Source organism: Deinococcus betulae, from assembly GCF_020166395.1.
GTDB lineage: Bacteria > Deinococcota > Deinococci > Deinococcales > Deinococcaceae > Deinococcus > Deinococcus betulae.
The window spans coordinates 197,282-224,248 of the sequence record NZ_JAIQXU010000003.1 but is presented as its reverse complement, the minus strand read 5'-3'; the positions used below and the strand labels follow the sequence as shown (position 1 = coordinate 224,248).

18 protein-coding genes and 1 pseudogene are annotated in these 26,967 nt (G+C 64.8%); 9 read left to right on the top strand and 10 right to left on the bottom strand.

The window, feature by feature from the left end; genetic code table 11:
* A pseudogene (locus K7W42_RS04520) lies at positions 1–100 on the bottom strand (polyphosphate kinase 2 family protein); the annotation flags it as partial.
* 101 nt (positions 101–201) lie between these two features.
* Between K7W42_RS04520 and tgt the strand changes: the two are divergent.
* The 5 genes from tgt to K7W42_RS04495 all read left to right on the top strand — a co-directional run bounded on the left by tgt (position 202) and on the right by K7W42_RS04495 (position 9,067).
* Positions 202–1,356 carry a tRNA guanosine(34) transglycosylase Tgt gene (gene tgt, locus K7W42_RS04515; protein ID WP_224572639.1) on the top strand — a complete coding sequence of 385 codons (1,155 nt, stop codon included), beginning with the start codon at positions 202–204 and terminating at the stop codon, positions 1,354–1,356.
* 308 nt (positions 1,357–1,664) lie between these two features.
* A complete protein-coding gene (locus K7W42_RS04510) occupies positions 1,665–4,982 on the top strand; it encodes an S-layer homology domain-containing protein (RefSeq protein ID WP_224572637.1) in 3,318 nt (1,105 codons plus the stop codon).
* Between the two features lie 93 nt (positions 4,983–5,075).
* Positions 5,076–6,020 (top strand): manganese-dependent inorganic pyrophosphatase, encoded by a 945-nt coding sequence (locus K7W42_RS04505; protein ID WP_224572635.1) that lies wholly within the window; start codon positions 5,076–5,078, stop codon positions 6,018–6,020.
* Between the two features lie 55 nt (positions 6,021–6,075).
* On the top strand, positions 6,076–7,347 hold the full coding sequence (locus tag K7W42_RS04500) for a bifunctional folylpolyglutamate synthase/dihydrofolate synthase (protein ID WP_224572633.1): 1,272 nt from the start codon (positions 6,076–6,078) through the stop codon (positions 7,345–7,347).
* A 238-nt stretch (positions 7,348–7,585) separates the two neighbouring features.
* Positions 7,586–9,067 carry a carboxypeptidase M32 gene (locus tag K7W42_RS04495; protein WP_224572632.1) on the top strand — a complete coding sequence of 494 codons (1,482 nt, stop codon included), beginning with the start codon at positions 7,586–7,588 and terminating at the stop codon, positions 9,065–9,067.
* Between the two features lie 65 nt (positions 9,068–9,132).
* Here K7W42_RS04495 and K7W42_RS04490 read toward each other — a convergent pair whose 3' ends face one another.
* A complete protein-coding gene (locus K7W42_RS04490; RefSeq protein ID WP_157459825.1) occupies positions 9,133–9,384 on the bottom strand; it encodes a hypothetical protein in 252 nt (83 codons plus the stop codon).
* Between the two features lie 307 nt (positions 9,385–9,691).
* On the opposite strand from K7W42_RS04490, the gene K7W42_RS04485 reads away from it, so the two are divergent.
* A complete protein-coding gene (locus tag K7W42_RS04485) occupies positions 9,692–10,081 on the top strand; it encodes a helix-turn-helix domain-containing protein (protein WP_157459824.1) in 390 nt (129 codons plus the stop codon).
* A gap of 62 nt (positions 10,082–10,143) precedes the next feature.
* On the opposite strand, the gene K7W42_RS04480 is transcribed toward K7W42_RS04485, so the two are convergent.
* The 6 genes from K7W42_RS04480 to K7W42_RS04455 form a co-directional block, all read right to left on the bottom strand.
* A complete protein-coding gene (locus tag K7W42_RS04480) occupies positions 10,144–10,326 on the bottom strand; it encodes a type II toxin-antitoxin system antitoxin (protein WP_224572631.1) in 183 nt (60 codons plus the stop codon).
* Between the two features lie 6 nt (positions 10,327–10,332).
* Positions 10,333–11,244, bottom strand: coding sequence for an SPFH domain-containing protein (locus K7W42_RS04475; RefSeq protein WP_157459822.1), 912 nt, complete (start codon positions 11,242–11,244; stop codon positions 10,333–10,335).
* Positions 11,245–11,339: 95 nt separating this feature from the next.
* Positions 11,340–11,600, bottom strand: a complete 261-nt coding sequence (locus K7W42_RS04470) for a hypothetical protein (RefSeq protein WP_224572630.1) — start codon at positions 11,598–11,600, stop codon at positions 11,340–11,342.
* 666 nt (positions 11,601–12,266) lie between these two features.
* Positions 12,267–15,134, bottom strand: coding sequence for an AAA family ATPase (locus tag K7W42_RS04465; protein WP_224572629.1), 2,868 nt, complete (start codon positions 15,132–15,134; stop codon positions 12,267–12,269).
* A 311-nt stretch (positions 15,135–15,445) separates the two neighbouring features.
* Entirely contained in the window at positions 15,446–16,546 is a 1,101-nt protein-coding gene (locus K7W42_RS04460) for a S1C family serine protease (RefSeq protein WP_224572628.1), read from the bottom strand.
* Entirely contained in the window at positions 16,543–16,752 is a 210-nt protein-coding gene (locus K7W42_RS04455) for an FmdB family zinc ribbon protein (RefSeq protein ID WP_224572627.1), read from the bottom strand. Before K7W42_RS04455 ends, K7W42_RS04460 begins: the two co-directional genes overlap by 4 nt.
* A 507-nt stretch (positions 16,753–17,259) precedes the next feature.
* On the opposite strand from K7W42_RS04455, the gene glmS reads away from it, so the two are divergent.
* Complete coding sequence (glmS, locus tag K7W42_RS04450) at positions 17,260–19,080, top strand: glutamine--fructose-6-phosphate transaminase (isomerizing) (RefSeq protein ID WP_224572626.1); 1,821 nt, start codon at positions 17,260–17,262, stop codon at positions 19,078–19,080.
* Positions 19,081–19,136: 56 nt separating this feature from the next.
* Here the strand turns inward: glmS and K7W42_RS04445 are convergent, their stop codons facing one another.
* Complete coding sequence (locus tag K7W42_RS04445) at positions 19,137–20,765, bottom strand: C1 family peptidase (protein ID WP_224572624.1); 1,629 nt, start codon at positions 20,763–20,765, stop codon at positions 19,137–19,139.
* A 99-nt stretch (positions 20,766–20,864) separates the two neighbouring features.
* Between K7W42_RS04445 and K7W42_RS04440 the strand changes: the two genes are divergently transcribed.
* Both K7W42_RS04440 and K7W42_RS04435 read left to right on the top strand, forming a co-directional pair.
* Positions 20,865–21,035: a hypothetical protein gene (locus tag K7W42_RS04440; protein WP_224572622.1), complete on the top strand. Its 171-nt coding sequence runs from the start codon at positions 20,865–20,867 to the stop codon at positions 21,033–21,035.
* Positions 21,032–23,767 carry a PAS domain-containing sensor histidine kinase gene (locus K7W42_RS04435; protein WP_224572620.1) on the top strand — a complete coding sequence of 912 codons (2,736 nt, stop codon included), beginning with the start codon at positions 21,032–21,034 and terminating at the stop codon, positions 23,765–23,767. Before K7W42_RS04440 ends, K7W42_RS04435 begins: the two co-directional genes overlap by 4 nt.
* A gap of 128 nt (positions 23,768–23,895) precedes the next feature.
* On the opposite strand, the gene K7W42_RS04430 is transcribed toward K7W42_RS04435, so the two are convergent.
* On the bottom strand, positions 23,896–26,760 hold the full coding sequence (locus tag K7W42_RS04430) for an AbfB domain-containing protein (RefSeq protein ID WP_224572618.1): 2,865 nt from the start codon (positions 26,758–26,760) through the stop codon (positions 23,896–23,898).
* Between the last annotated feature and the right edge of the window lie 207 nt (positions 26,761–26,967).

Here is a 26,967-nt window from a genome sequence, read left to right as displayed (position 1 = left end):
TGATCAGCAGGTTCCGAAACCATTTCCGGTCCGCTGGAATCACATACCACGGAGCTGCCCGCGTGCTGGTGGTTAACACGGCCTCGTCCGCCTCCGTGTATCCTGCTTGTAGCCAGGGACCTGCGTACGATACTGGGCTATCTCAGACATCGAGACGGTAGCGGGGCGCCTGTCTTGAGCAAATCAGGCACAATGCCGAGCATGTTTGAGTTTCAGATTCAGGCGCGCGACGGTCGGGCGCGGGTGGCGCATTTCCATACGCCGCGCGGCGCCGTGACCACGCCGATGTTCATGCCTGTTGGAACCCAGGGCACGGTGAAAGGCATCAGCCCGCAGGAACTGCTCGACATTGGGTCGCAGATGATTCTGGGAAATACCTACCACCTGATGCTCAGGCCTGGCGAGGCCCTGGTCCAGGCACATGGGGGCCTCCCCGGCTTCACGGCCTATCCTGGGCCCTTCCTCACTGATTCCGGCGGTTTTCAGGTCATGAGCCTGGGCCACATGCGCAAAATCACCGAAGAAGGGGTTACCTTTAAAAGCCATATTGACGGCAGTGCCGTTCAGCTGACTCCTGAGCGGAGTGTGGCCGTTCAGGAAGCTCTGGGCGCTGACATCATCATGGCCTTTGATGAGTGCCCGCCCTATCCGGCGGAACGCGACTACATTCAGCGCAGCTTAGAGCGCACTGAGCGCTGGCTGGCACGCTGCTTGCAGGCCAAGACTAGGCCTGATCAGGCCCTGTTTGCCATCGTTCAGGGAGGCGTCCATCAGGACTTGCGTGAGCAGAGTTTAGAGCTGACGCTTCCCCACGACACGCCTGGGTTCGCCCTGGGTGGCCTGGCCGTGGGCGAGCCGAAAGAAGAGATGTATCCAGCGGTGGCTTTTACAGCAGACCGGCTGCCAGCCCACAAGCCCCGTTATCTGATGGGTGTGGGACACCCTGAGGATCTGGTGGCCGGCATTGCACTTGGTGTAGACATGTTTGATTGTGTGTACCCCACCCGGACGGGCCGCTTTGGCTACGCGCTGACGGACGACGGGCGACTGAATCTGAATGCCAGCGCCCCCCGGCAGCAATTGGTGCCTCTTGACAGTGAGTGCGACTGCTATGCGTGCCGGCAGTACACCCGCGCGTATCTGGCCCATCTGGTGCGCGCCGAGGAGATGCTGGGGCCAAGAATGCTGTCTTTGCATAACCTGCGCTACTTGCACCGCCTGGTCGAGCGGGCAAGAGCCGCGATTGAAGCCGGAGAGTTTCACAGCTGGGCAACAGGCTGGGCCGAACGCTACTTCAAGGGGCAAATTCCCGCTTGGTTTCAGAGGGCTTTGAGTCTCGACGCTCACGATGCCTGAAGTTCAGCAGTGCTCTAAGAGCCAGGAAGGCGTCAGTTACCCTTCATCACTTCGTCAGAAAAAGGCCAAATGGCCTAAAATAACGCTTTTATGGGTCTCTCAGGGTTGACCACCTCTCTTTCATGCTTGTATCATCCGCCTGATCTGACTTTTCTGAACCGACAGGCGAAGAATGTCAGGTTGCGCGGAGGAAGTGCGGAGCGCGGCGATTGTCTATTGGGAGAGGAAACCCGGCAACTCGCCCCACCGTCGTTTTCAGAGCCGTCAGCCACGTGCTGCCAATGCGCGACGACCTTTTGGGGGTTCATATGAAGAAAAGCCTGCTCGTTCTCACCGCTGCGCTGTCCTTTGGCGTTGCCGCTGCGCAGACCACTGCGCCTGCGAGCGCGCCCCAGGTGCCCGCACTGACCGACGTTCCTGCCGGTCACTGGGCCAAGGACGCCATTGACCGTCTGGTTAGCACCGGCATCATCCTGGGCTACCCCGATGGCACCTTCCGCGGCACGCAGAACCTGACCCGCTACGAAGCGGCCGTCATCATCGCGCGCCTGCTGGACCAGATGCGCACTGGCGACGTCGCTCCTAGCGACCTCGACCCCGAGACCCTGACCGCGCTGCAGAACGCGATTCAGGAACTCGCCGCTGACCTGGCCGCCCTGGGCGTGCGCGTCAGCGATCTGGAAGAGAATGCCGTCAGCCGTGACGACTTCGCCCGCCTCGAAGAGCGCGTCGAGATGATTGCCGCTGCGAGTGGCGACCCCGAAGCTCTGGCTGGCATCGCCGCCCAGATTGAAGAGCTGACTGCCCGCGCCGATGAGTACGACACCCTGCGCGCCGACGTGGACGACAACGCCAGCTCGATTGCTGCCCTAAACGACCTGACCGTGCTGCTGAATCAGGACATCCTGAACCTGCAGGACCGCGTCAGCGCCGTGGAAGCCGCTCAGGCTGACCTCGTGGCCCGCGCCGACTTCGATAACCTGGCTGGTCGCGTGGGCGTCGTGGAGACCAAGGTCACGAACCTGGACAACCGCGTGGCTCAACTGGAGCGTTACGCCTTCACCATCAAGCCCACCCTGGCTGCCACCTACTACGTGGCCCGCGCCAGCCGCAACATGGACCTGGACCGCCTGATCCCCGGCACCGTGTTCAGCACTGGGACCGACGACAACACCAACACCAACGACACAGCGGTGGACTGGGCTGACCTGACCGGCGGCGACAAGCTGGTTATCAACAACCAGGCCAACTTCTACGGCTTCAGCAGCACCGGCAATGCGGGTACCGACGGCAACGCTGTCTACAACGAAGGCCAGACCACCATCTCCTTTGGTATCACCTTCAACACGCCTGGCGGCGCCGTCAACACCAGCCGTAGCGATGTCCGTGGCGCATTTGTCCCCGGCCCTGGTGGTCTGAATGTCAACACGGTTGACGTGACTTTCGGCATCACCGCTGGTTTGCCCAGCACTGCCGCAGATGACGCAGGCTACTCCAACTACCCTGATGTAACTGATGGCGACACGGGCATTACCTACCGTCCTCTGTTCTTCTACTTCCGCAACGCCACTGCCAACTTCACCGTGGGTAACGCACCTATCACCGTGACTTTTGGCAAGAGCCTGAAGTTCAAGTTCGCTGACTACATCGGCGACAACGACTACGCTGGGCGCGGCGACGGTTTCCTGGTAAACGTGGACGGCAGCACTCTGCCTGTGATTGGTGCGTTCAAGCCCACCATTCAGACGGTGTATGGCAGCCGCGGCGGCGTTAACAGTGACGGACTGTACTACCGTGGCGTGCGGGCGACTATCACTCCCGTAGGCACTCTGAAGGCTGGCATCCACTATCTGCAGGAAGGCCGCGACATCTTCGGCAATGGGACGGCGGCAGCCGCTGCCCGTACCGCCGCCACTGGCGTAGCAGACAACCCTGCAACTACTGCCAACGAGGGTGTTGCTGGTACGGCAAGCACGTTCGCAAACGATGTGACGACCTTCGGTGCTGATCTGCACGGTACCGTAGGCGGCTGGCAGCTGGACAGCGAGTACGCCACGAGCCGCGTCAATGCTACGACGTTCACGCCTAACGCTACGGCGGGGGGCACACCCACGGCTGCTACGGCCACTACCGTTGAGAATGCTTTCTACGTGAAGACCTCAGGCAACATTGGCACCATTGCCAAGGTCTATAACCTGAACTTCCGTACTATCAGCGCGGGCTACAACGCGACAGCTGGTATCATGGAAGCCAACCCTACCGACACGTACAGCACGGCGCCTTACGCGGCTAACCAAACTGGCTTCGGTGTCAAGATTGGTACGACCCTTGGGCCTGTCGCCTTGGGTGGGTACTGGGATAACCAGGTGGCCTACGGCAAGAGCCCGCTCAACACGGCGACTGAATTGACTGCAATTGTGGATCGCGGTATTACGGCCAAGGTCAACCTGCTGAACCTCGTGACCGTGCGTGGTGGCTACTATGAGTACCTGAAGAGCGGCGCTGCCTATGACCGCGTCAACACGGTTGAGGGTGCTGGTGTCCGCTACAATGTCCGCGCTGACCTGACCCCCGGCCTGGGGATCACCTTGGGCGCCTACTACCGCGACCTGCGTCTGGGCAACGCCAAGAGCCAGAGCGACGGCGGTCTGTTCCGCAACAGCCTGTACAACAGCTACTACACCCTGACCAGCAACGAGCTGACAGATCAGGACGGCTGTGGTGACCAGCACCCCGGCATCCGCAGCACCGACGTGGACGGTGTAGGCCGCGCGCTGACCTTCTCGCAGAACAGCTTCACGGACCCTGTGTGCTATAGCGAGTACGGCGTGGAACTGGCTCATAGCGGTAAGGACGCTGCCGCCTTGGTGAAGAACCTGGACGTGCGCCTAGGCTACGCCTCGCGTTACCGCAACTTCGGCAGCTCCTACAGCAACAGCTTCTTCTACGGCGACGCGCTGTACAGTGCCAAGCTTGGCGTTGCCCAAGTGGATCTCAAGGCTGGTTTCAGCAACGATACCTACAGCGATGCCGAGCGCAATGACCCCAGGGTTCCTGCCAGTCAAGTGGCCAACAGCACAGCTATTGCCGCAGGTCTGAAGATTGTGACTGATCCACTCAACACCATCTTCCGCCCCAGCTTCGAAGGGCAGATTGGTTACTACAGCCGCACCTACGACTACGGCACCTTTACCCCTTACAACGACCCTAACTCGACCACTACGCCCCCCGCTCAAATCGGTCCCCGCGCTGATTTCCAGTCCATGGGTCTGCGCTACCTGGCCGGCGTGAAGTTCAATGACTTCCTGCTGCCCAACACCAAGCTGGCCGTGTACTACGCCGGCTACCAGGCCAAGAACCGTGGTTACATCCCCTTCACCGGTCTGATTGATGCTGGCACCGCTGTGGCTGGCCGCTTCACCGACCAGTACAACAACAATGAGACCGTCAGCCAGGACCTGCTGTACGTGGAAGGTAACTACTACGACCTGTCCTTCGGCTACGGCGTGGGCAACCTGCGTCTGCGCAACAGCGCTGGCCAGCTCGTGACCCCCACTGGCGCCGGCGCGGCTATCGCCGACGGCCGTGGCCAGGTCTTCAAGATCAGCTACAAGGTCAACTTCTAAACTTCCTTTCCAGAATGCCCCCGCCGTGTGCGGGGGTTTTCCGCGTTATGTCATCTGCGCTGCGCTGTTTCCCAAAGCCAGTACACTTCTCATATGCTTGCTGTCTTCGGTCACCTTAACCCTGATACCGACGCCATTACTGCCGCTCTGGTGTATGCGCGATTGCTCACACGTCAAGATGTGGAAGCCCAGGCGTACCGTCTGGGTGATCTGAATTTCGAAACGGCGTTTGTGCTGCGGGAAGCGGGCGTGCAAGCGCCACCTCTGTTGGAGACCCTGCCCGCAGGCACGGCGGTGGCACTGGTAGACCACAACGAGAGCACCCAGTCGCTGCCAAACCTGTCAGAGCTGACCGTGACGCGCGTGGTGGACCACCACAAGCTGGGTGACCTGAGCACTGCGCAGCCGCCGTACCTGCGGTTTGAGCCGGTCGGATCGACTGGGACCATCCTCCTGAAGTTGTTTCGGGAAGCCGGACTGGCTGTGGAGCCTCTAGAGGCGCGGCTGATGCTCAGCGCCATCTTGAGTGACACCCTGCACTTCCGCAGCCCAACCACGACCGCCGATGACCAGGAAGCGGTGGCGTTCCTGGCGCCTGTGGCCGGCATTGAGGACGTGACAGCCTACGCCCTGGCCATGTTCGCCGCCAAAAGCGACTTGGGCGATACCCCAGCCGAGACCCTGCTGCGCATGGACTACAAGGTCTTTCCCTTCGGAGAGCTCACGGCGCCGCAGCAGTGGGGTCTGGGCGTCATTGAAACCACCAATCCTGGATACGTGTTTGGGCGGCAGGCCGAGCTGCTGGCAGCGATGGACGCCGTGAAGGCCGAGGACCGCCTAAATGGCGTGTTGCTGAGCGTTGTGGACATCCTGAACGAAACCAACCGCACGCTGGTCCTGAGTGCCACTGAGGACAAGGTGCTGCGCGAGGTCTTCGGGGCAGCTGTGTCCGGGCAGGTGGCCGACCTGGGGGCGCGGATCAGCCGTAAAAAGCAGCTGGTGCCGGCCCTCGAAACGTACTTCACCCCTCAGAATTGAAGAGAGATGGGAAGGGCCAGGTACAGCAGCCTGGCCCTTCTTCTATGCTGGGGAGATGACATTGGGCGCCGGTGGGCTGGCAGACGTGGAGTGGCTGTTTTCACGACAACGCTTTGGCATGACTCCGGGTCTGGGCCGGGTCCAAGCACTCCTGGGACGCCTGGGGTCACCGCAGAGGCAGCTTCAGACTGTGCTGGTGGGAGGAACCAATGGCAAAGGGTCGACCGCCGCGACCCTGGCCGCCATGTTGAGTGCTAGCGGGCAGTGCACAGGACTGTTCACCAGCCCCCACCTCACGCGTTTCACCGAGCGGTTTGTCGTTGACGGTCAGGAGCTGTCTGAGCCGACGGTTGCGGCGGCGTTGGCCCGCGTGCGCCCCGCCGCGGAGGCCGAAGAGGCCTCGTTTTTCGAGATCGTCACGGCCCTGGGCGTTTTGCTGTTTGCCGAGGCCGGTGTCGAGATGGCGGTTATGGAAGTGGGCCTGGGCGGGCGACTGGACGCCACCAATGCCCTCTCGCCGGTCCTGAGTGTGATTACCAATGTGGCGCTGGACCATACTGCTGTGCTGGGCGGGTCCCTGACGGCCATCGCCACCGAGAAGGCCGGCATTCTGCGGGCGGGGCAGCCCGCAGTCACGGGGGTGGCCTCCGACCTCTTGCCCCTGCTGCGTGCCCAGGGCGCCGACCTGTGGGCGCTGGGCCAGGAGGCTCGTCTTCAGACCGAGTTGCGTGGCTGGGCCGGTGCGGCTCTTGAGCTGGACAGTCCGGCGGGCGGGCTCGCCCTGCACACGCCGCTGCTGGGTGAACACGGCGCGCGCAACGCTGCCCTGGCCGCGCTGGCGGCGCAGAGGCTGGGGCTCCCGGCAGAGGCCATCCAGCGCGGCGCCGCCCAGACCCGCTGGCCGGGGCGCATGGAGGTGCTGCCCTGGGCGGGGGGACGGGTCATGCTGGACGGCGCCCATAACCCAGACGGCGCGCAGGCGCTGGTGCAGGCACTGGGAACGCTGGGGGTGGGGCCGCTGCCACTGGTGTTCGGTGCTGCCGAGGACAAGGACCTGACCGGCGTGGCCGAGGCGCTGCGGCCACTCGCGTCTCAGGTCATCCTGACGCGCGCGGCCTTAAGTCCCCGCGCCGCCGACCCGGAGAGGTTGCGGCGTCTGTTCCCCGGTGTACCGGTGACCGTGACCCAGTCACCGGCCGAGGCGCTGGAGGCGCTGCGCGGCCTGACCGCCGACCTGGCGCTCGTCTGCGGCAGCCTCTATCTGCTGGGCGAGGTTCGGCCGTTGCTGCTGAACGAGGCGAGCGAAGGCCACGAGCGCTGGCAGTAGGTCAGATCAGGGCGAGTGCTGGGCGAGAGGGGTTCTCTGACAAGGGGTAACTTGATGATGGAGAAGTGTTGAACTCGGAGGAGCCCCTTTGCACAGTCGTTTGTCGCCGTTCGTCCTAGTACATCTCGGACTTGTTGCTGCGAGGAGATGAAGGGCGTCAGAGCTCCTGATGCCGGACCCTCAAGCACGGCTCTAAGCGGTCTGGCGGAGCGGTGCTGGGCGGCGGTAGGCTGGGCGCATGACCATGACCGACCTGATGCGCCGTCTGGGGCAGATTAATGATCTGGAGGCCGCCGCCAGCCTGCTGTCCTGGGAGCAGGAGACTTTTATGCCCCCCGAAGCGGCGGCCGGGCGCGGCCTGCAACTGACCACCCTGAGCGGCCTGGCGCACGAACTGCTCGCGGATGACCAGACGGGACAGCTGCTGGCTGCGGCCCAGCCAGAGGACGATACGCAGGCCGCTGTGGTGCGCGTGGCCCGCCGGGACTATGACAAGGCGACCAAACTGCCGACTGCCTTTGTCGAGGAACGCACCCGGGTTCAGAACGAGGCCCATCACGCCTGGCTGGAGGCCCGCGCCAACAGCGACTTCGCGGCCTTTGCGCCGTATCTGGACCGCCTGATGACCCTGGCCCGCCGGCAGGCCGACCTGAGCGGCTACGACGAGCACCCCTACGACGCCCTGCTGGACGACTACGAGCCGGGCATGCGCGCGTCGCACGTTAAGGCCGTCTTTGCCGACCTGCGTGACCGCACGCTGCCGCTGCTCACCCGCATTCGGGCGGCGGGGGACGCGGCCGATTACAGCGTGCTGACCCGGCCTTTCGCACACGGCGCGCAGAAAACCTTCGCCTGGCAGGTGGCGGGCGAGGCCTTTGGGCTCCGGGACCAGTTTGCCCGTCAGGATGAGAGCGCCCACCCGTTTCAGTCCTCATTCAGCCGCAGCGATATCCGCATTACGACACGCGTGGAAGACTACTGGCCCGCCTGCTGCTTTGGCACCTGGCACGAGACTGGCCACGCCATGTATGAGCGCGGGGTGGCCGAGCGCTGGGCCCGTACGCCGGTGTCCAGTGGCACCAGCCTGGGTGTTCACGAGAGCCAGTCGCGGATGTTTGAGAACCTGCTGGGCCGCAGCCGACCCTTCTGGGAGCGGTACTTCCCCCAGTTGCAGGCGGCCGCCCCCGAGGTCACAGCGGGTCTGGACGCCGAGACCCTGTACCGTGCGGTCAACCGTGTCAACCCCAGCCTGATCCGGGTAGAGGCCGACGAGGTGACCTACAACTTTCACGTCATGCTGCGTTTTGAGCTTGAACTGGCCCTCCTGGAAGGCAGCCTCAAGGTGGCCGAGCTGCCGGACGCCTGGAACGCCAAGATGCAGGAGTATCTGGGCCTGACCCCGCCGGATGACGCCCGTGGTGTTCTCCAGGACATTCACTGGTCAGCCGGCCTGATTGGCTACTTCCCTACCTATACGCTGGGCAATCTGCTGAGTGTGCAGCTGCTGGAAGCAGCACGGCGTTCACCGGAGATTGCCGCCGCGACCGACCGCGCCGACTACGGCCCCCTGCGTGAGTGGCTGGCCGACCAGGTGCATCAACATGGCCGCAGCCTGACCCCCGATGAACTGACCATGCAGGCCACCGGCCATCCTCTGACGGCTGACCCCTACGTCGCCTACTTGCACCGCAAATACGAGGACATTTACGGCCTGAAGTAAAAGGCGGCAAGCACGGCAAAGCAAGAGGCCCGGCATATACAGCCGGGCCTCTTTTCTGCTTTGTCTTAGACCGCTTGCCGGCGCTCTGCGCGGGTAATCAGGTAGGCACGGGCCGAATTGAGCCAGGTCTGGGCCAGTTCGGTGTTGGGGTGCTGCCGCTCCCGCAGGGCGGTCACGCCAAGGTGCAACTGCCGCTCAATGCGCCGCACCGCGCCCAGCCCCCCTTCGTTCTCGACCTCAATCAGGGTATTCAGCAGCGTGGTGGGGTGGGCGTAGCCGACGCGGATGCTTTCGGCAATAGTGTCCAGGGCGCGCATAGGGGGGCACTCCTTCCCGCCCGGTGGGCGGCGAGGTCAGGGTCAGGGAAAGTGCGGTGCAGAGCAGAAATGCGTGGAGGAGGGCCTGTTGTAGGGCTCATCTTAGCAGGGCAAATCGTGAAGGGCAAGAAGGGTTAACCCTCATTCTGTATTGACCGTAGTGCGGGGCGGTGTTACACTCCAAGCAAGGTAGCCCCATTCTGCCCACAGGCAAACCTGCCTGCCGGGCGGGGACGACCCCAGGCGGCACGCGCTTCCTGCACCCGCAGGGCAGTGTGAGGCCAAGCCGCAGCCGAGGAGGTGAAGAATGAAACTGCATGAAAGACTCCGCGAACTCCGCAGTGAACGCGGGCTGCGGCTGAAAGACGTGGCCGAGACGGCGGGCATCAGCGTGCCTTACCTGAGTGACCTGGAACGTGGCCGCACCAACCCCAGCCTGGAAACCCTCCAGACTCTCGCGGGCGCGTACACCATCACGGTGCACGACCTTCTGGAAGGTGTCGAGTTTTATGGGGCGTCCACCGAGGGCGCGCTGCCCAAAGGTCTGGCCGACCTGGTGGCTGACCCGACCCTGGGGCCGCAAATCACGCCGGACTGGGTGCGCACACTGTCGCGCATTGAGCTGCGTGGCAAGCGCCCGCGCGACAAGCAAGACTGGTACGAGATTTACCTGCACCTCAAACGCATCCTGAACTAAGCGGCCCCGGCCACTTAGCCTGAAAGAGGCTGCCCCCCAACCAGTGTGGGGGGCAGCTTTTTTTAGTCTTGACTGGGCTCTGGTAGGGGTTCTGGCGTGGGCTTCAGGCGGCCTGCGTCGCGGGCGGCATGGGTCAGCAGGTACTCAATCTGGGCATTGACGCTGCGCAGGTCGTCGGCAGCCCAGCGTTCCAGCGCGGCGTACAGCTGAGGGCTGATGCGCAGGGGAAAATTCTTGCGGGTCACGGCGCCTCAGTACAGGCTGCCGGCGTTCACCACCGGCTGCGTGCCGCGTTCGCTGGTCAGGACCACCAGCAGGTTGCTGACCATTTGGGCCTTGCGCTCTTCGTCCAGCTGCACGATGTCCTGGTCGGACAGTTGCTTGAGGGCCATCTCGACCATTCCCACGGCCCCCTGCACGATCTGCGCGCGCGCCGCAATGATGGCGCTGGCCTGCTGACGCTGCAACATGGCCCCGGCGATCTCGGGCGAATAGGCCAGGTGGGACAGCCGAGCTTCGAGCACCTCTACCCCGGCGTGGCGCAGGCGGGTGGCCAGCTCCTGACCCAGCGCCTCGGCAACTTCATCGGCGTTGCCGCGCAGGCTCATGCGGCCGTCCTCGTACTCGTCGTAGGGATACTGGCTGGCCAGGTGGCGCAGGGCGGTCTCGGCCTGAATGGCGACGAACTGTGCGTAGTCCTCAACATCGAACACGGCCCGCGCCGTGTCCACCACGCGCCACACGATCACGGCGGCAATCTCGATGGGACTGCCCGCCGCGTCGTTCACCTTCAGGCGTTCGCTGTTGAAGTTACGAATCCGCAGGCTGACGCTCCGGCGCACGGTGAGTGGATTGGTCCAGTACAGGCCGTTGCGCCGTTCGGTGCCCACATAGCGTCCGAACAGAGTGAGGTTGGTCGCCTGATTGGGCTGCACGATGAAAAATCCGATGACCACGAACACCAGCAGCACCGCCAGCGCGGCGGCGGCGCCCGGAAAGTCATTGAGCAGCAGCCAGAAGTTGCCCACCACCGCCACCAGCCAGGCCAGAAAGACCGGAACGCCGGGCAGGCCAAACGCAGGCCGCTCCACGCTGGCCACGCCGCTGCGCGGAGACACGCCACCTTGCGGGGCAGGGGTGGGCACATGCTGCAGTTCATTCATAGGCAACCTCCAGATTGATGTCCTATCAAAGTGATATCACTTTGATAGGATTTTGACTAGAGGCTGCGCACGGGTCTCCAGGCCTGCTGTTCTCTTTAGGCTGCTGGGCGGAGCTGGATGAGGCGGTGCAGCAGCGCCAGGGTCGGCGATAGGCAAGGCAGATGCTGGCCCAGATAGGTCAGGGCGTCGGTCAGCGGGAGCAGGATGCGGCAGTCCTCGCTGGACAGCGTCTGTGGCGGCGCTGCCTGATACGCCTGGGCCAGGAGCGCCGTGGCCTCGGCCCAGTGATCGGTGGTGGCCGCCTGAATGTACAGCTGCAGGTGGGGGGACTGAGAAGGGGGCAGGGTGAGGGTCATGGCACAGGCTCCTGGTGAGCGAGAGGCTTGGGCGGGATGCGCCAAAGGTAGCCGCCGACCTGTGGAATGTTGTGGAACCCCTGCGGAACGGCGACGCATTTATGACGAGGCCAGGACGCCGCCAGTTCTACTCTGGGTGGCATGTCTGGCGCTGCTGTTCCAATCTGGTGGCCCCTGTGCTGACTCTGGACCATCAGCTTGATTTGGCTGAACGCGCGGCGTTGGCAACCCTGGGGCTCACGCCGGCTCCTGACCCCCAGACCCCTGAGCACCAGTCTTTGCGGCGTCATCTGCGGCAGGCGCGCACCCAGTTGGGCCCTGTGCAGGGCTGGCGCTGCCTGGACCGTCCGGCGGTCTGCCGGGATCAGGCTGGTGTCCTGTGGGTGGTTTTCCAGAGTTACGCGGAAGTGCGTGAAGTGGCCCAGGCTGCCCGGTCACTCCGGGTGTACGGCTGGCAGGTGAGGTTTCTGGAAGGGGAAGCTTTTGGGCCGCTGGTGCGGGTCTGGATGGCGCGAGCGCCGGAGATGGAGGCTCAAGGCCCGCACGCCTCCTCTTCATCACAGGCCACCCTGATCGACGCCGCCCAGCGCCTCTTGTCACCTGCTCTAACGGGGTTCAGATCAGAAGGAGTAAGGAGGTCAGCCGCGCGTCACCGGGCCCTGGCCTTCAGAGCCGCGCAAGGTCGCGCTCGAAGTCCTGCTGACGGCCAGGGTCGCCCAGGCCACGGTACAACTCGATCAGGGTGCGCAGGGTGTCGGCTTCTGGAAAGAGGCGCTGCATGGCTTCAAAGTGCGTTGTCGCCTCAGCCAGGGCGCCGCGTTCCAGCGCCTCGGTGCCCAGAACGCGGTAAGCGGCGTGCAGCGCCTCTGGAACCTCGGTGTCGCGCAGGTCCGCGGCCCAGGGCCGGTCCAGCCCTGGGAGAAAGTCGGTGCCGCCGCCCAGAATACGCCGGATGAGCATCAGGTTGCGCAGCCGCGTGGCCCGGCGCAGTTCGTCCAGATCGGTGCGGACATCCAGTTCCCCGCTGAAGGTGTAGCGCCGCTGTTCGTCCTGCACCACAGGCTGTTCTATGCCAGTGGCCTGAGCCAGGCTGGTCCGCAGGGTCTGAAGGGCGTTGCGGTGGTCCCCACGCTCCTCACCAATCAGGGTGCGTTGTAACTCGGCTGATGTGGCCGGCGGCAGCAGGGCCATCAGCGCCAGGAGTTCTTGGGCTCGGGCTCGGCTGGCACCTGTGAGGGGCAGTGGTTCGCCGTCAACCGTCAGCTCCAGTCGGCCCAGTGTCCGAACAAAGACACGCCGCCGGGTTTCACTGCGCCCAAAGGCATAATCGGCCAGTTCGTCGGCGTACCAGCCCCGGCGCACGGCCTCTTGGAGCACGGGGCGGACCACTGGCAGATCGGGGGTGAGATAAAGCCGGGAAAGGAGAGGTCGGTGCAGACTCATGAAGGCCGACACGTCCTCTTCAGTGAGGCGGCCCTGCTCAAAATGAATCTGGGCGGTGTACAAACGGGTACGGGCCGCCCATTCGGCCATCTCGCCGTTATTGGTAGGGAAGTCGTCAAAAAGAGAGAGTGCCTCTTCGTAGTGATGTTCAGCGAAGGCACGCCGACCCTGCTGAAACCGCAGCAGATTGAGCATCGTCCCACTCTGTCTCAATTGAGGAGAATGGTCCAACAGGCTCTCCGTCAGCGTCACCTGACGGTGGCCCTCAGCGTTTTGTTGCTGGGCATAGAACACTTCGCCCAGCACAGCCTGAGCCAGGAACTCCATATCTGGTCGGCCTGAATGTTGGGCGTAGGTGACCGCCTTCATCAGAGAAGTGGCCGCGTCTTCAAGTCGCCCCCTTTTGATGTGAATACCGCTCATGATGAAGTGAATATTGGTCAGTGTACGGGTTTGCTGCTCCTCGGCGATGTGCAGCGCCCGTTTGAGCAGAGCTTCTGACGTGTCAAGTTCATCACGGGTGCCGTGAAGCACAGCGGCATTCAGTAAGGGGGTGGGGAGGTGGCCAAACTCTCCCCGGCGCTCAGCGATGGCGCAGGCACGGAGGGCCGCTGCCAAGGCTTCATCAGATCGGGCCAATTGAAGGTACGTTACATTCAGAGCAATCAGCGCGGAGCCGATCAGTGCTTCTTCATGGGTTTCCTCGGCCAAGTGGAGTGCTTGCAAATGTTTCTCCAGCGCCTTTTCTCTGTCGAGATTCGCTTCCCTTGCAATCACGCCCTCTCTAATCAAGATGGCAATTTTCTGATTGTTTTTCAGTTGAGGCCACATCCCTTTGGCTTCTTCTATGAGGGCTTGCCCCTCCTGAAACCGGGCTTGCAGCAAAGCGATGTACGTCAGGTAACTAATCACACTTGGGCGTGTCGTGGGGTTTTGGCCCAGTTGTTGAAGGTAAGGCGCTCCTGCCAGGATCTGCCCAGTTTCTGCAAGGGAAAGACCATAGATTTCGGTCAACGTGGCTGAAGCTGCGAGACTGGCCTGGGGAAGGCGTTTGATAGAGTCCCGAACCGCCACGAACAGGCCCTGGCGGAAGAGAGGCGGCAACACCTGCTCGGCCATTGTGACCGCCTCGTCGGTGTGTTCGGCGTGAAGCAGCAACGTCAGTGCCTGGAGGGGTCGCCCCAGCGCCCGCGCCTCCTCGGCGGCTCTCCGGTAGCTGTCTTGCCACTGGAGGCGGTTTAAGCGCAACTGTTCGTCCAGCACGGTGAGCACCTGCTCGTGTGGCTGAACGCCTCCACCCTGCTGCTGCAGCGGGAAACGCTGATTGATGAGAACGCCCAGCCAGTCTGGAGGAAGTGGCAGGTTCAGGGCCGCTGGCAGATAAGGCGTCCAGTGGTCGTAAGGGGCCAGGTGTGGAAGGGCCAACTGGAACGTCGGTGGCAGGCTGCTGAGCAGAGCCCGAATGAGGTCGCCCGCAGAATGGCCGTAAGCGCCTGCTACGGTAAGGGCCACCCCCATTGGCCAGCCGTGCTGGGCTTCCAGCGCTGCCAGGTTCTCGAATTGATGGGTCTGGGCCAGAGCCAGGACCTCCGCATCGCCGAACGCCAGTTGTTCTGGGCCAAATACGCGAATACGCTGGGCTGCCACCAGCGACGCCACTTCTGCGGATGACATGTGCCGCGCTGCAAGCATCAGGCGGTGCTGCGCCGGGAGATGCCGGATCAGCGTTACCAGCCAGGCCTGGGTCTCCTCGGTTAACCGCTCGGCATGATCTAGAAAAAAGTGCAAAGGTGGGACGTGCTCCAGAAGCCTCGCCAGACGTTTGGCCGGCAGAGGCCGGTCTGCATTGGCCTGCTCAATGGCCTGAGCGGCTTCAGGGGCGAAAGTTTCTAAGGACGCAGCTAGATCCTCAATGAGGGAACGCAGGTCATGCTCCACCTCACGAAAATCCAGTCGTACTGGCAACTGTTGCGACTCGCCCGCTGCCTGAGCCATGAGGACTGTTTTGCCGTATCCGGAGGGTCCCAGCAAGAGCGCAATGGGAACATGCTGGATGGCAGAGAGCAGATGCTGACGGCGAAGCAGGCTCACATGGAACTCCGGGGCCATACTGTGAATGGCCAAAAAATAAATCGTGACGGTACACCGCAAGACCGGGTTGGATTTCTCTTCGGCACGGTCACTTCAGCCCTTCTCGGCGTAGCGTTTCGCTCTGACTGGACCAGATGCAGGTTGACCACCGCCTTAGAAGAAAATGAGCCAAACGAGACAGCATTCACAGTCTCCTTCCGGTTACGAGTGGAGGAGAGCAGAGGCTGGCCCTCACACCCTCTCGGGCTAGACATGCTGGTGGGCGGTCAAATTCAGCGCCCTAGAGACCGTCTGAGCTGACGACAGCACGCTTACTGCAACGTACGTTTAAGCAGCGTGACCTTCACCGCCACCCGCTTCTTGTTGCGCCAGACATCCAGCGTGACTGTTTGCCCCGGCCGCTTGGCGGCCACCAGCCGAATCACGTCAAACGAGTCGCGCACGCGCTGGCCGTCGACCTGCACAATCACGTCGCCTAGGGGGGCCAGCAGCTGATCGCGGTTGTTGCGCAGGCTGCCGCGCAGGCCCGCACGGGCGGCGGCGCTGCCGGCCGGTACCTGATCTACCAATGCCCCCTCCGAACTGCTCAGGCCCGCCAGCTGGCGCAGCGCCGGGTCCAGGGTCTCCAGGTCCACCAGGCCCGCGCCCAGCGTGCCGCGCTGGGGCACCCCCACCTTCTCAAGGTCATCCAGGCTCTGCCGCACCAGGTCGCCCGGCAGGGCAATCCCAATGACGCCCGGCACCAGGCCGTTGGGGGCGGCGTTGGCATCGGCCACGCCCACCACCAGCCCACGGGAGTCCAGCACCGGCCCGCCGCTGTTGCCCTGCTGCAAGCTGGCGGTGGTGGTGAGGTACTGGCCCACTTCCTCGGCCAGGCCATCGTTGCGCGGCACGTCGCGGGCGCTGGCGGCCACGCTAAAGACGCCCGTGCCCACAAAATTGGGGATGCGCAGCGGCGTGCCGATGGTCATCAGCTTCTGCCCCGGAATCAGGCGGGCGCTGGAGCCAAAGCTCAGGGTGGCGGGGGCCGTAACGCCTGTCACGCGCAGAATGGCAATGTCAATGCCCGGATCAATGCCCTCCAGTTTGGCTGTCACGCGCCGCCCGTTGTACAGCGTCACCGTGATGGATTCCTGATACTGCACCACATGGTAATTGGTGACAATCAGGTCTTTTTTGTAGAAGAAGCCGGTGCCTGTCTCGGTGGGCAAGTCACCGGGCTGAAGCCGCTCGCGCTGTAGGCGGTTGTCCACGCGCACCACGGCCTGCAGAGCCTTTTGCGCCACCTCGACTGTATTGATTTCGTCGGCCGTGACCAGCGTGCGCTGCGCCGTGACCCCGCCCACCAGATACGCGCCGGTCAGCGCGCCGGCCAGCAGCAGCCCCAGGCCGAAGGCGCGCGCAGGTTTCACTCGCCGCCGCCCCCGCTGCCCTCGGTCTTGGGGCGCGAATCGGTGACATAAAACCCGCTGCCCTTGAAGGCAATGCCGGGGCGCGCCAGCACCCGCTTGACCGGCGCGCCGGTCTCGGGGTGGACGGTGTAGGCGTCGTCGCGCATGCTCTGCTGCAACTCGTAGATTTCGCCGGTGGTCAAATTTTTATACAGATACGTGGGCATGATCGTTACCTTGGTGGGGAGTGCAGAGCCCCGTCTGGGCGTACAGAACAGCCCACCGGAAGCGCTCCTATCCTAGCAAGGGGAGGCCGGGACGGATGAAGGGGGCGTGGGGGTGTCTTGGGGGTCCCACGGCGCGGCGCCCGCATGAGTGTCGTACTCACCTGAGTGCTGGCCTGGGTGCTATGCTGCCGGGCGGACCGTTTGGTGTCCGGTCCACACCAACAGGGCAGCGCAAGGTCCCCTTCCGGGGAAGACGAGGTGGAGGTCAGCGAGTGTTCTGCGGATGCCTCCAGGCCAGCATTCAGGGCCTACCCGGCGCCCACACGGGCGTGAATCTGCGGCCATAAGCCCCGTGGCGACACGGAGATAAAGCCGCGAACGATGCACAACTTCAGCAGGCACCAGGGAGGCGATTGGCACATGGTCAATGGCTTATGGCGGGTGGCCTTCTCAGGCCCTTTGCCTTCAGCCATCTGACCTAAGCCATGCGCGCTCCGAAGGAGCTCTATGTGCGGAATCGTTGGATATATCGGCCCCCGGCAGGCGCAAGAGGTTCTGATTTCGGGCCTCGCTAAACTGGAGTACCGCGGCTACGACAGCGCGGGCATCGCGGTGTGCCATGACGGCCAGATTGACGTGAAGAAGAAGGCGGGCAAACTCGCCAACCTCAGCACGCTGCTGGAAGGCCAGCCGCTGCCGGGCACGCTGGGCATCGGGCACACTCGCTGGGCCACCCACGGCCTGCCGAACGACACGAACGCACACCCGCACGCCACCGAAGACGGGCGGATTGTCATCATTCACAACGGCATCATCGAGAACTACCTGACCCTCAAAGAAGGCCTGATGGGCCGGGGCCACGAGTTCAAGAGCGAGACCGACAGCGAAGTGCTGGCCCACCTGATTGAAGAGGCGTACAGCGGCAATCTGGAAGAGGCGGTGCGCGCGGCCCTCTCGCAGGTGCGCGGCGCTTACGGCATAGTGGTGACCCATGTGGACCACCGCGAGATCGTGGCGGCCCGCACAGTCAGCCCGCTGGTGATGGGCGTAGGTGAAGGCGAGATGTTCCTGGCGTCCGACGTGCCCGCCCTGCTGGCCTACACCCGCAACATGGTGTTCCTGCACGACGGCGACATGGTGGTCCTGAGTGACGACGGCTTTAAGGTCACGGACCTGGCCGGCACCCTCCAGCAGCGCCAGATTGAACACATTGAATGGGACGCCGAAGCCGCCGAGAAAGGCGGGTACGACACCTACATGCTCAAGGAAATCTACGAGCAGCCCCAGGCCCTAACGAATACCCTGATTGGCCGCCTGCACGACGAGACCGGCGAGGTGAACCTGGACATCAACCTCGACCCCGGTTCGTTCAAGCGCATTTCGATCATCGCCTGCGGCACTGCTTTCTACGCTGGTCTGGTGGGTGAGTACCTGATCGAGCAGCTGGCGCGCATTCCGGTAGAAGTGGACGTGGCCAGCGAGTACCGCTACCGCGACCCATTGGTCAGCGAGAATACCCTGGCGATTGTGGTCAGCCAGAGCGGCGAGACGATTGACACCTTAGAAGCCCTGCGCGAGGCCAAGAAGTTTGGCGCCAAGACCCTCGGCGTCATCAACGCCAAGGGCAGCTCCATGACGCGCGAGCTGGACGACACGCTGTACATCCACGCGGGCCCCGAAATTGGCGTGGCCAGCACCAAGGCATATACCAGCATGGTCAGCGCGTTCGTGATGCTGGCGCTGTGGCTGGGCCGGGCGCGCGGAACGCTGAGTGCCGAGCAGGGCGCCGAACTGCTGCACGCCGCCCGCGAACTGCCCCGTCTGGTGGAAGAGGCCCTGGCCCCCGAACGTGTGGCGCGCATCAAGGAAGTCGCCGAGAAGTACGCCCTGGCCCGTGACTACCTGTTCCTGGGCCGCGGCGTGAACAGCCCCACCGCCTACGAGGGCGCCCTGAAACTGAAGGAAATCAGTTACATCCACGCCGAAGCCTACGCGGCCGGCGAGATGAAGCACGGCCCCATTGCCCTGATTGACGAGCATCTCCCGGTCGCCGTGATTGCCACCGAAAGCCGCCTGCTCGAAAAGACCATCAGCAACGTGCAGGAGGTGCGCGCCCGCGCCGGGAAGGTGATCCTGTTCCTCAGCGATGGCGATACCGAAAACGCTCGCCACGGTGACGATGTGATTTATGTGCCGCGCGCGCATGAGATGGTGAGCCCAGTGGTGAACGCGGTGGCCATGCAGCTGCTGGCGTACTTCACAGCGACTGCGCTGGGCAAGGACGTGGACAAGCCCCGGAACCTCGCCAAGAGCGTGACGGTGGAGTAAAGACAAAGGAAGGGGGCCGCAGCACACCTGGCTGCGGCCCCCTCTTCCTGTTCTGTTTAGAAGCCGGCCATGTCCGACGCGACGGCGTTCGCGCGTAGGTTGTACACGCCGTACACTTCCTGATCCATGAAGTTGTCGGGCAGGTAGGCGTAGCCGCCGTCGCCAAAGCCGCAGCTCCACGAGTTCTTGATGACGAAGTAGCCGGTGGGCAGGGTCATCTTAGCATTCACCAGGCCGCCAATCTTGACGTTGTAGGTCTGGTTGCCGGTGTTGACGTAGCCCACCACGTGGATGGCGTGGCCGCCGCGCGGGCTCTGGCCCATCAGGGCGGTGTTGGGCAGGCCGTTGGCGCCGATGCTGTCGAAGGCCCGGTCCACCGTGAAGCCCAGAATCAGCTGGTCGCCCCGGTCAATCATCTGGCGCAGCATGGCGCGGCGGTAGGCGCGGGTGGCGTCGGCGTTGCCCAGGTTCATGCCCCCCAGCGAGACCCAGACCTCGTTGCCCTGGGTGGGCCGGAAGTTAAAGGCGGCGTTGGGGGCGATGTCCCACTCGGGCTTCCAGGCGCAGTTGTTGGTGCCGCTCTGGCAGACCAGCTGCGCCTGAGCGGTGGTGTCACTGCACGCCTGGCTGGCGTAGTTCGTGCAGGAGTTCTTGAAGGCCGTGATGGGCTGGTCATTGTTCGCGGGCACGCGGGTGCGGCTGCGGGACGGATTGTACTTCCAGCGCACCTCGGTGGGAATCATGCGCGCCTTGGCAATGGCGTCGTTAAAGTCGCCCCAGCCGGCGCCGTCGCCCAGCACGCCGTCGTCGCCGCGCAGCCAGTAGTAGGCGTACTGCTCCGAGAGGTTAAAGGGCGTCTTGGTGCGCCTGGCAATCATGGTTTCCAGCGCGGACACGTAGGCAAAGGCCATGCAGGTGCCCCGGCGGCCCTGGTCCTTGATGGTCGTGATCTGGTTGACGGCGTTGCCGCGCATCTGGTTAAACAGCGCGTTGGTGGGAGTAAAGCGGCAGGCGCCGTCGCTGGGATTGTTGACAAAGCCGTCGCCCAGTTCCTGACCCGGCTGCGAGGGCTTGGGCGGCGTGTTGGTCAGCGTCATGGGGGCCAGCAGCGGGGCCTTGATGTTGATGTTCGCCGCGATATTTACGCTGCTCAGGGTGTCGGCCGACAGGAACTCGCGCGGCACGGGGTTCTGTTCGTTCAGGCCAAACGATTGCAGCACGGCGGCGCGGTTGCGTCCGGCGTCGGCCTCGGCCTGGGCCACGTTCACGGCCACCGTGTCCTGCCCGAACAGCAGCACTTCCTTGTCCTCGCCGGTGCGCAGCCGCACGTTGACGGGCACCGTCAGGCCGCGCGGCAGGCTCAGGGCGGCGCGGGCCACGTCGGCGCGCAGGTCATTGCTGGCGGCCAGGTTGCGGGTCACGTTCAGGCTGCGGGTCACTTCGGCGTCGCGGGCCTGAATGCGGGCCGGCAGGTCGCTCAGATTGACCTGCAGGGCGTTGGGGGCCTGCAGGGTCTGCTGAAAGACGTTCGGGGCCACGCGCAGCACGTTCAGGTCCAGGTTGGCAATCTTGATGGGCTGAAGCTGCAGGCCTGACAGGTTGACTGTGTTCTGGGCGTGGGCGGTGCCCAGCAGCGCGGCGCTGAGGGCGAGCAGGGTGGCAGTGCGGCGGGCAGAGGTGGTCATGTCGGTCTCCTGTTCTGAAAGTGGGCGTGGGGTCAGTAGAGCGGATGAAGCGTTGCGCGGGCGTTGCTCACCGGGTTCGGCGGGCCTGACGCCCTGTCCGTGAAAGCAGTTCATCATGGCCGGCGTGACCGGGCCGTGATCGCTCTGGCCACGCCCATGACCGCCGGGGCCTGCGCGGTGTGCGCCCGCCACTGCCTGCGCTATGGTGCTCGGGTGCCCACGCTGCACCTGACCGCTATCCTCAAACCTTTTGGCACGGAGACCCCATGACCCTGCGGGACGCCGCCGAGGCCCTGGCCGGCGCCGCGCTGCAGGACGTGCCGGCGTGCCTGCTGGCCCACGCCGTGCGCCCCGGCGTCCGGGCGGCGCTGCTCAGGGCGCGTGGCGCTGCCTGGGAGGTGGCCGGCGCGCAGGACGGCCCGGCGGCGCTGCCGGGTTCAGCGGCGCTCTGGGCCGGGCGGGCCGCGCGCGCCGCCCAGGAAGGGCACTTCCTGTATGAGCAGGAGGAGGGGGGCGGCGCCTGGGCCGCCGCGCCGCTGCCCGGCGGCCCAGGGCAGCCCATAGCTGCGGTGCTCCTTGTGGCCTACGACGCGCCGCCCTCTCCAGAAGACCAGGACACGCTGCGCACGCTGGCGGCGCTGGGTGGGCTGGCCCTGTGCGCTGGGAAAGCCGTGGCCGGCGCCACCGAGCGCGCCCAGCACCTCATGAGTGTCAGCCCGATTGGGATTGCAGCTGGCACCCCCGACGGGCAGCTGGTCGAGGTCAATGACGCCTACCTGAACCTGCTGGGGTTTTCGCGCGCCGAGTTTGAAGCTGGGCAAATTGACTGGCTGGACCTGACCCCCGAACGCGAGCGCGAGGCAGACGCCGCCGCCTTTGAGCGCACCTTCCGCACCGGCCACTCTGGCTGGTACGAGAAAGTCATGCTCAACCGCAGCGGCCAGAGCCTGCCGGTTGAGGTGTATCTGCTGCGCGCCGAGGACCAAGACCAGACGCTGGTGGTGGGCTACGTGCGTGACCTGCGTGAGCAGCGCCGCGCCGAGGCGCTGGCTGAGCAGTTGCGGCGCACCCAGGCGGACGCGCTGGACGCCGAGCTGACCCGCAGTGAGGGCGACCTGGCCCGACTGGCCAGGCAACTGCATACCCAGAACACCGAATTGGAAGCGCGCACCGTGGTGCTAGAAGGCTTTGCCAATCTGACGCGCGACCTGACCCGCCACACCGACCTCTACGCCCTGATTCGCCGGGCCCAGCAGTTCACGCTGACCCTGTTGCCACAGGGGTTCGCGGTGTATTACGAACCGGCCGGCGGGCTGTGGCGCCTGAAATCCCAGGTGGGCGACCTGGGCAGTCCAGAGTTGCAGCGGGTGCTGGACGCCGGGATTTCCTATGAGGGCACCCCGAACCTCCTGATACCGTGGCAGAGTTTGCAGCCGTATTACCAGGAGGCCTACGACCACGACGCCGACGGGCTGCCCGAAGCCACCGCGCAGCTGCAGACCACCGCCACCTTACCGGTGCTCGTGAGCGGGCGGCCACGTGGCATCTTTGCCATTGGCCTCAACAGCGCGCAGCCCTGGACGCGCGCCGATAAGGTGGTCCTCGAAAGCGTAGCCCAGAGCCTGGGCGTGGCTCTGGAACACGTGGAGCAGGCCCAGGAACTCCAGCGCCACGCTGCCGCCCTGGAAGAGAGCAACGCGGCCCTGCAGGCGCGTACCCGCGCTCTGGAAGCCTTTGCCGACCTGACCCGCGACCTGGCGCAGGAAAGTGACCCTCTGACCCTGGTGGGCCGCACGCAAGACGCCATTGTCAAATTGCTGCCGCACACCTTCAGCACCTATTACGAACCAGGCGGTGACCTGTGGGCCCTGCAGTCGCACCGGGGCCGGTTTCATGACCCGGCGCTGCTGGCCCGGCTGGAAGCGGGCTTGCCGCGCGGCGGCGCCCACAATCTGGACGAGCCGTTTGCCACGGGCGAGGCGCGTTATCAGCACCAGTACGACGCCCAGTCCACCCCGGCCGTGGCGCGGGCGCAGCTGAGTGCCGTGCGGGCCAGCGCCGCCCTGCCGGTCATGGTCAATGGCCAGACGCGCGGCGTGCTGGGGGTGGGCCGGCAGGAAGCGCGCGCCTGGACCGCCGCCGATCAGCAGCTGCTCAGCGCCGTGGTGTTCAGTCTGCAACTGGCGCTGGACCGCGCCGAACACGCCCAGACTTCAGTGCGCCGCACCCAGGAGCTGGAGCGCAGCAACCGCGAGCTGGAGCAGTTCGCCTATGTGGCCAGTCACGACCTGCAAGAGCCGCTGCGCACCATCACCAGCTTCGCCGAGTTGCTGGCCCGGCGCTTTAACACGGACGCGGACCCCAAAGTCGAGCGCTACGCGCGCCACATTACCGAGGGCACCGCACGGATGCAGCAGCTCATTCAGGACCTGCTGACCTTCGCGCGGGTCACGGCTGACCGCCAGCCGCCCCAGCGTGTGCAGCCCGCCGACCTGCTGCGTCAGGTGCGTGCCGACCTGCAAAGCCAGATAGAGCAGGCCGGGGCCACCGTGAGCGCCGGCCCCCTGCCCCCCGTGCTGGCCTCGCCCACCCAGCTGCGTCAGCTGCTGCAAAACCTGATAGGCAACGCGCTGAAATTCCGCGCGCCTGGCCGCGCCCCACAGGTGCAGGTCAGCGCGCAGCGCGAGGGCGACTGGGTGCGCCTGTCGGTGCAGGACAACGGCATCGGGATTGACCCGGCCTATCACGAGCGGATTTTTACGGTGTTTCAGCGCCTGCATGGCCGCGAGCAGTACCTGGGCAACGGCATTGGCCTGTCGGTGGCGCGCCGCATTGTGGAAGGCCACGGCGGGCAGATGGGCGTGGACTCGGTGCCGGGGCAGGGCAGCACCTTCTGGTTCACCTTGCCCTCAGGCGAGAGGCGTGCCGAGGCCCGCTCTGGGATGACGGGGACTGCGGCCAGCAGCGAAGGGGAGGCCCAGGGCCAGACCCCCGGCGGGTAACAGAAACCGCCGCCCCACACGGGGCGGCGGCCTTTGTGTCTTCTGGCCTGCTGTGAGTGGCCGGTTGTCATGTCTCGGAACAGAGCCAGTCCCGGTTCCTCGTCATGCTGCCCGCAGGGGCGCTGCTCTTATGGGGCCCAGGGCGCGGCAATCGTCCAAGTGCTGTCGGGCTTGAAGCCGCCTGCGCTGTCGCTGGGGCGGGCGCCGCCTCCTGACGCAATCCACAGCCCGCTGTCGAAGTGGCGCAGGAAGAAGCCGGGCGAGTTGAAGGCCTCGAAACTCACGCCGCCCCCGCCCAGGCCCGGCTGCGCGCAGAAGGTGGCGTCCTGCCGGAAAAGGTCAGTGTTGTCGTTCGCCGCCAGCCCAATCCGGAAGTCGCGGTGGCGCAGATACTGGCCGGGGAGGTTGCGGGCCTCAAAGGACGTGCAGCGGCTGTCGGCCAGGCCCGGTGCCAGGCGGAAGGTGGCGTCCTGCTTGAGCAGCGCCGGGCTGCCCCCCGTGACGACCTCGGTAAAGCCCAGGCCGTTCTGGTGCCGGGCAAAGCGGTCTGTAAAGCCGGCGGTGGTCACTTGCAGAGACTGGTAGGCGTTGGCCAGCGTGACGCCGCTGCGCGCCCAGGGCGTGACCACGTTCCAGCTGCTGTCCTGCACCAGATTGCCGGTGCTGTCGCTGGGCAGCGGTCCGCCGTTTTGCGCCAGCCACAGCGCGCTGTCGTAGTGGCGCAGGTAACGCCCTGGGAAGTTGTAAGACTCCAGGCTGATGCCCACGCCGGACAGGGCGCTGCGGGCGCACCAGGTGGCGTCGCCGTTAAAGGCGCTGCTGCCGTCGGGGCGGTCACGCCGTACGCGGGACTCGCGGTGACGCAGGTATTCGCCGGGGTAATTCAGCGATTCCAGTGAGTAGCAATTGGCATCGGCCAGCCCCGGCACGATGCGCCAGGTGGCGTCTTTTTTCAGCAGTTCGGCGCTGCTGCCAGTGACCACTTCTGTCGCGCCCAGGCCGTCCAGGTGCCGAATAAAGCGGTTGGTGAAGCCGGGCGTCGTCACCTGGAAAGACTTGTAGGTGTACAGCGGCAGGGTGACCTTGACGGGCAGGTCGTTGGACGCCGCAATCAGGCCCAGGTGCGCGGTGCGGGCGCGGGCCACGTCAATCTTGGCAATCTGCCGGTCGTAGGTGTACAGGCCGTTGACCTCGCTTTCCACGTCGGTCAGCTCGGTGTAGATCGAGGCACTCAGGCCTTTATTGATCATCAGGGCCCGGGTGGCCTGCACCAGCCCCAGGTAGCGGTCGTTAAAGGCGGCCACGCTGGGCTGCATCTCGTAGCTGAAGCTGGTGTTGGGGTTCCATTCATGGCCGGGGGTGCGCAGGCCCAGCCCGCCGAACTCGCCGAGCACAGAGACGCGGCTGAGGGACGGGTTGGGCGTGCCGGGGCCCACGTAGACGTGCCAGTCGGCCAGGTCGCCGTTGCCGCCGTCGTAGCCGCAGCAGTTCCAGCCGCTCATGTTGTCCACCAAGCGGCTGGGGTCCCAGGCCTTCACGGCGTCGGCGATGCGGGCGGGGTCATACTCGCCCCAGCCCTCGTTCTGGGCCACCCACGTAACGATGGACGGTGAGGAGCGGTGCTGGTCCACCATGATCCGCAGTTCCCGCTCGAATTCGGCGCGGTCGCTCGAACTGGGGTTCACGCCGATGCGCATGGACGGCATGTCCTGCCACACCAGCAGCCCCAGCCGGTCGGCCCAGTAGTACCAGCGCTGCGGCTCGACCTTGATGTGCTTGCGCACCATGTTGAAGCCCAGGTCCTTGTGCTTTTGCAGGTCGGATTTCAAGGCGTCGTCGGTGGGGGCCGTGTAGATGCCGTCGGGCCAGTAGCCCTGGTCGAGGGTGCCCAGCTGGAACACGAACTTGCCGTTCAGCACCGGGCGCAGGAAGCCGTTAATGACCTTGGTGCCGATGCTGCGCATCCCAAAGTAGCTTTGCACCGTGTCCACGGTGGCCGAGCCGCTGACCAGCTTGACCGTCAGGTTGTAGAGGAAGGGGTCGTCCGGGTTCCACAGGCGCGCATTCGGCACCGGCAGGCGCAACTCGGTGTCCACGTTGCCGTTGACCGTACCCACCACCGTGGTGCCGTTGAGGCCCGTGACCTGCACGGTCTGCCCACTCAGGCCCTCGCCGCGCACCGTGACCTTCAGGGCGCCGCCGGGCACGTCGGGCGTCAGGTCCAGGCGGGTGATGTGAGGCGCGGCGACCGGCTCCAACCACACCGTCTGCCAGATGCCGCTGGCGGCGGTGTAGAAGATGCCGTTGTCGGGCACATTGACCTGCTTGCCCAGCGGCTGCCCGGCGGCGTTCGTGGGGTCGTACACACCCACGATGACCTCGTTTGAGCCGGCCCGCAGCGCGCCCGTGATGTCAAAGCTGAAGGCGTCGTAGCCGCCCGTGTGGGCGCCAACCTGCGTGCCGTTGACATACACCGCCGCCTGATAATCCACCGCCCCGAAGTTCAGCAGGACGCGCCGCCCGTTCCAGCCGCTGGGCACTGTGAAGGTCCGGCGGTACCACATGCGGTCCTGGTGCCGCTGAATACCGGACAGCGCCGACTCGATGGGAAAGGGCACCAGCACGGTTTCGGCGAGGTTCTGACCCACGGGCGGGGCCTGGCCGGCGCTGGCGTTGGCAAACTGCCACTGCCCGTTGAGGCTCTGCCAGTCGGGGCGGGTCATCTGCGGGCGCGGGTACTCAGGCAGAGGGTTGGTGGTGGACACCTGCGCGGTCCACGGCGTGCTGATGGGCGGCGTCTTGGGCTGCAGGGCCAGGGCGCCCAGCGTGGGTGGGGTGGCGCTGGCCAGAGCAGGCGGCTCGGGCAGCTCAGCAGTGGCGGCCGGCTGCGGCGTGCCGGCGCAGGCGCTGAGCAGCGCGGCGGCCAGCAGGGCCAGGGGCCAGGGCCGCCGGGAGAAGCGGGAAAGGGTTGATGCCGGGTCAGGTGGATGCATGAGACAGCTCCTGAGGGTCGCGGTGAGAGGGTGTCGGAAGGCGTGGGCGGCCCCGCCGGGGCGCATGAGGTCGCCCCGGAGCATGGGAAAGAGGAGGGTGGCGGCCCTTTGGAAAGCCACAGAATGGGGAGGGCAGGGGAGAAGCGCCAGTGGTATGCCGTGCTCTGCCGGACAGCCTCAGCGAAAAGCGCTGGCGTTCAGGTCTGT